Origin of the sequence: Nonomuraea antri, from assembly GCF_013283785.1 — a bacterium.
Taxonomy (GTDB): Bacteria; Actinomycetota; Actinomycetes; order Streptosporangiales; family Streptosporangiaceae; genus Nonomuraea; species Nonomuraea antri.
In genome coordinates this window covers 1-7,325 of sequence record NZ_JABCPZ010000355.1, presented here as the reverse complement: position 1 = coordinate 7,325, position 7,325 = coordinate 1, and the positions used below count along the sequence as shown (strand labels likewise).

Here is a 7,325-nt window from a genome sequence, read left to right as displayed (position 1 = left end):
GGGCGGGTGGGTGCCGCCGGTCGAAGGCGGCCAGGCCGGTCGGTGGTCGCCGAGCCAGCGGGACAGCGTCCGCGCCCGCCTGGCGGACCTCGTCGCCGACGACCGCCTGGCCGTCTCGACCCGGATCGCCGCCATCCGCGCGACCGCCCGCGTCGGCGGCGGCGTCGAGCTGCTGGCCGCCTGGGCGTCCCGCGAGGAGACGGTCCTGGCCGAAGCCGCCATCACGGCCCTGGCCGGCGTCGACAGGCCCGCGCGTGCCCTGCCCGTCCTGCTGGCTCATGGGGGTGGCGGATCGTCGCGCGTGGCGGTGGCCGCGCTGGCCCGCTGCTGTCCCGCGGTGCCGCCGTCCGTGCTCGGTCCCCTGCTGGAGCATGCGCTCACCGACCCAGGCGGCAAGGTGACGCTGCGCAAGCTGGCCGTCAGGCAGCTGGCGCGCAACCGGCCGCCCGGCGCGGTGGACGTCCTGCTGCGGGCCTGGGCCGAGCCCGACGTGCACCCGGACGTCCGGGTGACGCTGGCCGCGGCGCTGCGTGCCATGCCCGAGGACCCGCGCACGCTGGACGCGCTCGCCGACGCCGCCGAGCGGCCGGCGAGCGAGCAACTGCTGCGTACGCTCTTCCAGGCCGTCCCGCTGGAGTACGTCGCGTCCGCGCGCCCGCGCTACGCGGACCTGATCCGGCGGTTGCTGCCGGCCGCCGGCCCGCCCGCGGTGCGGTCCCATGGGGCGAGGGCGTTCGCCACATGGGCCCGCTGGTACCGGGGTGACCTCACGGAGATCGTCGAGGCCGTGGCGGATCCCGGCACGGACGGACGGCTCACGGACGCCTTCCTGGCGCTGGTGCGCAGCGGCGCGGTGCGGGGGCACACGCTCGGCGTGCTGTCCAGGCTGGCCGCCGCCGTGCCGGACGACGATCCGCGCGGGCCGGCTCGGAAGCGGGTGAACGACATCGTCAGGTGCCTGGACCCGGTGCGGGACGTGCCGGAGCCGTGGCAGCGCGAGCCGGCCCGCAACGCGCTGGACCTGCTCGCCGACCACCCGCTCCTGCTCCCCCAGGCGGTACGCGTCGCCGTGTCGCTGCTGCCCGCCCCCGGCCAGGAGCTCGCCGGGGACGCCGACGGGTTCGCCGACGAGTTCGCCGACGGGTTGTGCGAGCTGGCCGATCTGCTGCGCGACCGTCCCGTCCTGGCCGCGGGGACGGCCGCCGAGCTGATCGCCGACCTGTTCTGCGACCAGGGCGAACGCGCTCCGCTACGGCCGGCGGCGGCGCTGCCGGCGGCCAGGCGGCTGGCGGCGCGCGGCGACCAGGCGGCGGCCTGGCTCGCGCTCACGCTCACCCGCGTCGGCGGCGAGGACTCGAACTGGGCGCCGCCGTGGGCCGGCCTCCTGCGCGCGCTGCGTGCCTGCCCGCACCCCGAGGTGAGTACGCAGGCGTGGGACGTCACGATCGGCTGACCGCCGCGGGTCAGCGCGTGGGATCGGCGGTCAGGCCCAGGACGAGGTTGTCCATCACCTGGCCCGCCAGGCGGGCGGCCTCGTCCGGGGGCAGGCCCTGCAGCGGCCCGTGCACGCACAGCTCCGCGAACCCGTGCACGGCCGACCAGCAGGCCCACTCCGCGTCGGGACGGCGATCGGGCCGCATCGCCCCGGATTCCACCATGTCGTCCAGGATGCCGAGCAGGATGAGGTGCGGCGGGGGCGGCGGGTCGTCACCGGCGGCGGGCACGTTCTCGTCCGGCGGGGCCTCCTGGGAGGCGCAGGTCAGCTCGTACCAGCCGGGGGTGGCCACGGCGAAGTCCGCGTAGGCCAGGCCGAACGCACGCAGCCGCCGCCCGGCGACCTCCCGGGCGTCGGCTCCGGCGGTGGCTTCGGTGAGCCGGTGCAGGATGGCGTGCGCGAGGCGGTGCCTGGCCTCCAGCGCGACGGTGAGCACCAGCGCGCGCAGGTCGGCGAAGTGCCGGTAGGCGGCGTTCGGCGACACCCCGACCGTGCGGGTCAGCTCGCGGAGCCCGAGCGCGCCCACGCCCTTGAGCCTGGCGGTGTCCATGGCGGCCTCGATGAGTGCCGTCCGCAGGTTGCCGTGGTGATATCCGGGCGGATTCCTGGTCACCCTTGCCACGCCTCCAACCTCATGTGTACGTTGTGAACATGTCGAATGTTCACAGTGTAGACCAGCATCGCGCCGCAGCACAGGAGGGGTACCAGATGGACACCGAGGCCGTGCACGCAGCCGTCGAAGCCGAGCGGCTGAGCCTGTGCGCGCTGCTGGAGAAACTGGACGACGCGGAGTGGGCGACGCCCTCGCTGTGCTCCGGCTGGACGGTGCGGGACGTCGCGGCACACCTGACCACCACCACCCGCACCACGCCGTTGAGCATGGTCACCGGCATGATCCGGGCCCGTGGCGACTTCCACCGCATGACGGACCGCCGAGCCAGGGCCCGGGCCGCCGCCGCCACCCCGGCCGAGCTCGTCACGCTGTTACGCGAGAGCGCCGCGTCGGCACGCCGCATGCCGGGCAGCGGCCCGCTCGACCCCCTGGTGGACCTGCTCGTGCACGGCCAGGACATCGCCCGGCCGCTGGGCCGCGACCGTCCGATGCCGCGGGCGGCCGCCGTCGCCGCGCTCTCCTACGTCGCGGGCAACCGCTTCTACCACGCGCCGGAACGCCTCGACGGGCTGCGACTGGTCGCGTCCGACGCGCCCTGGACGTCCGGGGACGGGCAGGAGGTGCGGGGGACGGCGGCCGACCTGCTGCTCGTCGCGACCGGCCGCCCCGCAGGTCTCGCCGGTCTGTCGGGCCCCGGCCTCGACGTCCTCACCGCCCGCATGTCCGCCCGCTGACCCCCTCCGACCCGAGAAGGACGCCACGATGACCACGACGAAGCCCGCGCAGCCGCTCGACCACGCCTTCACCGCCCCGATCGAGAAGGACGGCGCCTTCCCCACCTACCTGACCGTGCCCGACTCGGCCGCGGTGCTCGGCACCCGGCGACCGGTCAAGGTCAGCGGCACCATCGACGGGCACCCGTTCTCGGCCACGCTGATGCCGTCCGGCCAGGGCCCGCACTGGCTGCCGCTCCGCGCCGCCCTGTGCACGCTGATCGGCAAGGACCAGGCGGGCGCGGAGGTGGCGGTGCGGCTAGAGCGACGGCACGGCTGAGCACCCCAACACCGGGCGCTAGTGGCGGTTGCTCAGGTCGGTCAGCAGGTCGAGTGCCGCGTCGGCGATGACCGTGCCCGGCGGGAAGATGGCCGCCGCGCCCGCCGCCCGCAGCTCGTCGTAGTCGCCGGGCGGCACCACACCGCCCACCACGATCATGATGTCCGCGGCGTCGAGTTCGGCCAGGGCCTGGCGGAGCGCGGGTACCAGCGTCAGGTGGCCGGCCGCCAGCGACGACACGCCGACGATGTGCACGTCGGCCTCCACCGCCTGCCTGGCCACCTCCTCCGGGGTCTGGAACAGCGGGCCGACGTCGACGTCGAAGCCCAGGTCGGCGAAGGCGGTGGCGATCACCTTCTGGCCGCGGTCGTGCCCGTCCTGGCCCATCTTGGCGACCAGGATGCGGGGCCGCCGGCCCTCGGCGCGCTCGAAGTCCGCGCAGGCCTGCCTGGCCTGTTCGATGACCGCGCTCGGGCCGCTCTCGTCGCGATACACCCCTGAGATCGTACGGACCTGCTCGGCGTGCCTGCCGAACACCCGCTCCAGCGCGTCGGAGATCTCGCCCACGGTGGCCTTGGCGCGGGCGGCGTCCACCGAGAGCTTGAGCAGGTTGTGGTCGAGGCCGGGGGTGGGGCTGTCGGCGGCCTTGGTGAGCGCGTCGAGCGCGCGCCGCACGGCGTCCTCGTCGCGTTCGGCGCGCAGCCGGCGCAGCTTGTCGAGCTGCTGGGCGCGGACGGCGCTGTTGTCCACCTTGAGCACGTCGATCGGCTCGTCGGACTGGGCGCGGTAGGTGTTCACGCCGATGACCGGCTGTCGGCCGGAGTCGATGCGGGCCTGGGTGCGGGCGGACGCCTCCTCGATGCGCAGCTTCGGCAGCCCGGCCTCGATGGCCCTGGCCATGCCGCCGGCCGACTCGACCTCCTGGATGTGCGCCCAGGCGCGTTCCGCCAGGTCGTGGGTGAGGCGTTCGACGTAGTACGAGCCGCCCCAGGGGTCGATCACCTGCGTGGTTCCCGACTCCTGCTGCAGCAGGAGCTGGGTGTTGCGGGCGATGCGCGCGGAGAAGTCGGTGGGCAGCGCGAGCGCCTCGTCCAGCGCGTTGGTGTGCAGCGACTGGGTGTGGCCCTGGGTGGCGGCCATGGCCTCGACGCAGGTGCGCGCGACGTTGTTGAAGACGTCCTGGGCGGTGAGCGACCAGCCGGAGGTCTGGCTGTGCGTGCGCAGGCTCAGCGATTTGGGGTTCTTCGCACCGAATCCGGCGACGAGTTTCGCCCACAGCAGCCGCGCGGCGCGCAGCTTGGCGACCTCCATGAAGAAGTTCATGCCGATGCACCAGAAGAACGACAACCGGGGCGCGAACCGGTCCACGTCCATTCCGGCCGCTACGCCCGCACGCAGGTACTCGACGCCGTCGGCCAGCGTGTACGCCAGCTCCAGGTCACACGTCGCCCCGGCTTCCTGGATGTGGTACCCGGAAATGCTGATCGAATTAAATTTCGGCATTTTTTCACTGGTATACGCGAAAATATCCGAAATGATGCGCATCGACGGCGCCGGGGGATAAATGTAGGTGTTGCGGACCATGAACTCCTTGAGGATGTCGTTCTGGATGGTCCCCGCCAGCTGCTCGGGCGCCACCCCCTGCTCCTCGGCCGCCACGATGTACAGCGCCAGGATCGGCAGCACGGCCCCGTTCATGGTCATCGACACCGACATCTCGTCCAGCGGGATGCCGTCGAACAGCTGCCGCATGTCGTAGATGGAGTCGATGGCCACCCCGGCCATGCCGACGTCCCCCGCCACGCGCGGGTGGTCGGAGTCGTAGCCGCGGTGGGTGGCCAGGTCGAAGGCCACCGACAACCCCTTCTGGCCGGCCGCCAGGTTGCGGCGGTAGAAGGCGTTGGAGTCCTCGGCCGTGGAGAAGCCCGCGTACTGGCGGATGGTCCACGGCTGGTTGACGTACATCGTCGGGTACGGCCCGCGCAGGAACGGCACCGCGCCCGGATAGGTACGCAGGAAGTCGAGCCCTTCGAGGTCGTCGGCGGTGTAGAGCGGCTTGACGCCGATGCCCTCGGGCGTCTCCCACACCTCGCCCTCGGGCGTCTCACCCGCGGGCGTCTCACCCGCGGGCGGTGGGTAACCCGCGGCGGGGTTCAGCGGGATGCCGGAGAAGTCCGGGATCATCGGGTCACCTCCAGGTCGTCGAAGGTCGTGCGGAGGACGTCGAGCGCGTCGCATCCGGCGTAGAGACAGGCGTCGACGCCCTCGTATTCCCCCTTCCCCGCCAGCCAGACCTTTCTCGCCCCCGCGTGCCGCAGCGCGGCGGCCACGGCCGCGGCGTGCTGGACGTACAGGCGGTCGCTGGAGCACAGGCAGGCGACGGTGGAGCCGCTGACGGCGAAGGCGGTGGCGATCTGCTCGGGGTCGGCGCCAGGGCCGGCCGTCTCGGTGGCCAGGCCGCCGGCCTGGAACAGGTTCGCGGCGAAGGCGGCGCGCGCGGTGTGCGCGGCCACCGGGCCGATCGTGGCCAGGAAGACCTTCGGGCGCTCGGGCTGGGCGTCGGCCAGGTCGCGCAGCGCCTCGAACTCCGCGGCGTAACGCACCGGCCCACCCTCGACCGGCCGCCGCGCCGTCGCGGCCGGCCCGCCCGCGTGGGCCGGGGAAGCGGCTTCGGCGGGCCGGCGTACCGGCTTCTCGTGGATGTCGGGGAACTCGCTCACGCCGGTGATCGGGAAGCGGCGGTGCGCGACGTCGGCCGCGCGCCGCTCGCGCGTGTCCGCGATCCGCGCGGCGATCAGCGGCCCGGCCGCCTCGACGCCGCCCGCCGCCTCGATCTCCTGGAACCACGCCCAGGCCCGCTCGGCCAGCTCGGACGTGCGCCGCTCGACGTACCAGGACCCGCCGGCGGGGTCGATCACCCGTCCCACGCCGGACTCCTCCAGCAGCAGCGCCTGCGTGTTGCGGGCGATCCGGCGCGAGAAGGCGTCGGGCAGCCCCAGGCAGGCGTCGAACGGCTGCACCGTGACCGCGTCGGCCCCGCCCACCCCGGCGGCGAAGCAGGCCAGCGTGGTGCGCAGCAGGTTCACCCAGGGGTCGCGGGCGGTCATCATGGCCGAGCTGGTGACGGCGTGCTGCCGCTGCCCGCCGTGCCCGGCCGCGCCGCACACCTCGGCCACCCGCCCCCACAGCAGCCGGGCCGCGCGCAGCTTGGCGATGGTGGCGAACTGGTCGGCGGTGGCGGCGTAGCGGAAGTCGATCTGCCCGAGCGCCTGCTCGACGTCGAGCCCGGCCCCGGTCAGCGCCCGCAGCTCCGCCACGCCCGCCGCGATCGAGCAGCCCAGTTCCTCGGCGTCGCTGCCGCCGGCGTCGTGGTAACGGGTCGCGTCGACGGTGATCGCCCGAAGCCCGGGAAACTCCGCCACACACCGCACCGCCAGCTCGGCGCCCAAGGAACGGGCACCGATCGAGGACGCATCCTGGGAAGCGGCGCCGACCGAGGGCGCGCCCGAGGAACCGGCACCGACCGAAGAGGTGCCTCGGAAACCCGAGCCGGCCGAGGGCGCGCCCGGGAAACCGGGGCCGATCGAGGACGCGCCCAGGTTGCCGCTCGGCGCGGTGCCGCGCTCGGCGGCCAGCGCGAACAGGGCCGCGGCCGCCTCACCCGTGCGGTCCCCCGCCTCCAGCACGACCGGCGCCAGATCCAGGTAGACGTCCTTCAGCACGGACCCCAGCTCGTCCACGCCGATCGCGCCGTCGCCGAGCACCAGCCACAGCGAGGTGACCCCGTTCTCCAGGTCGGACAGCACCGCCTCGGGGGCGGCCACCGCGTGCCGCTGCCGCACGTCCCAGCCGGTGACGGCCCGGCCGCCGCGCACGTACGGCGGCGCGCCGGGCAGGCCGGGATCGCCGGGCAGGTCGTCGACGTCGTACAGCGGGGCGATGCGAATCCCGTCGTAGGTCAGCCGGGACAACGCCGCCTCCGGCGACTCCGCCTCGACCCCGGACTTCCGCAGGACCTCGACCGCCAGTCTCCGCCAGCCGTCTCGCGTAGTGGAGGGAAACCCCGCTGCCAGTTCCATGCATGGGATAGTAGGCCGAACCGGCCCGCAGCCGTGACCCCGGGTCACCCCTGCCCCCGCCCCTGTCGGGGCGGTTCCCCTGCCT

Annotated in this window: 6 protein-coding genes; 3 read left to right on the top strand and 3 right to left on the bottom strand. The window is 74.0% G+C overall.

Going from position 1 to position 7,325, the window contains the following annotated elements; all coding sequences use genetic code 11:
• A partial coding sequence (locus tag HII36_RS51875; RefSeq protein WP_236005030.1) for a HEAT repeat domain-containing protein occupies nucleotides 1-1,453 on the top strand: 1,453 nt, incomplete at its 5' end.
• Between the two features lie 10 nt (nucleotides 1,454-1,463).
• Here the strand turns inward: HII36_RS51875 and HII36_RS51870 are convergent.
• Nucleotides 1,464-2,117, bottom strand: coding sequence for a TetR/AcrR family transcriptional regulator (locus tag HII36_RS51870; protein ID WP_217371033.1), 654 nt, complete (start codon nucleotides 2,115-2,117; stop codon nucleotides 1,464-1,466).
• Between the two features lie 86 nt (nucleotides 2,118-2,203).
• On the opposite strand from HII36_RS51870, the gene HII36_RS51865 reads away from it, so the two are divergent.
• Both HII36_RS51865 and HII36_RS51860 read left to right on the top strand, forming a co-directional pair.
• Entirely contained in the window at nucleotides 2,204-2,842 is a 639-nt protein-coding gene (locus tag HII36_RS51865; RefSeq protein ID WP_173530797.1) for a maleylpyruvate isomerase family mycothiol-dependent enzyme, read from the top strand.
• 28 nt (nucleotides 2,843-2,870) lie between these two features.
• The gene (locus HII36_RS51860; RefSeq protein ID WP_173530796.1) at nucleotides 2,871-3,161 is read left to right on the top strand and encodes a DUF1905 domain-containing protein; all 291 of its coding nucleotides are present in this window, start codon (nucleotides 2,871-2,873) and stop codon (nucleotides 3,159-3,161) included.
• A gap of 18 nt (nucleotides 3,162-3,179) precedes the next feature.
• Here the strand turns inward: HII36_RS51860 and scpA are convergent, their stop codons facing one another.
• Both scpA and HII36_RS51850 read right to left on the bottom strand, forming a co-directional pair.
• A complete protein-coding gene (gene scpA, locus HII36_RS51855) occupies nucleotides 3,180-5,345 on the bottom strand; it encodes a methylmalonyl-CoA mutase (RefSeq protein ID WP_173530795.1) in 2,166 nt (721 codons plus the stop codon).
• Complete coding sequence (locus tag HII36_RS51850; protein WP_173530794.1) at nucleotides 5,342-7,240, bottom strand: methylmalonyl-CoA mutase subunit beta; 1,899 nt, start codon at nucleotides 7,238-7,240, stop codon at nucleotides 5,342-5,344. The genes scpA and HII36_RS51850 overlap by 4 nt, the downstream gene beginning before the upstream one ends.
• Nucleotides 7,241-7,325 lie beyond the last annotated feature (85 nt).

What these genes read in the sequence shown, in the direction of transcription:
- HII36_RS51850 (WP_173530794.1), bottom strand. Translation starts at nt 7,240, where the DNA reads ATGGAACTGGCAGCGGGGTTTCCCTCCACTACGCGAGACGGCTGGCGG.
- HII36_RS51860 (WP_173530796.1), top strand. Translation starts at nt 2,871, where the DNA reads ATGACCACGACGAAGCCCGCGCAGCCGCTCGACCACGCCTTCACCGCC.
- scpA (WP_173530795.1), bottom strand. Translation starts at nt 5,345, where the DNA reads ATGATCCCGGACTTCTCCGGCATCCCGCTGAACCCCGCCGCGGGTTAC.
- HII36_RS51865 (WP_173530797.1), top strand. Translation starts at nt 2,204, where the DNA reads ATGGACACCGAGGCCGTGCACGCAGCCGTCGAAGCCGAGCGGCTGAGC.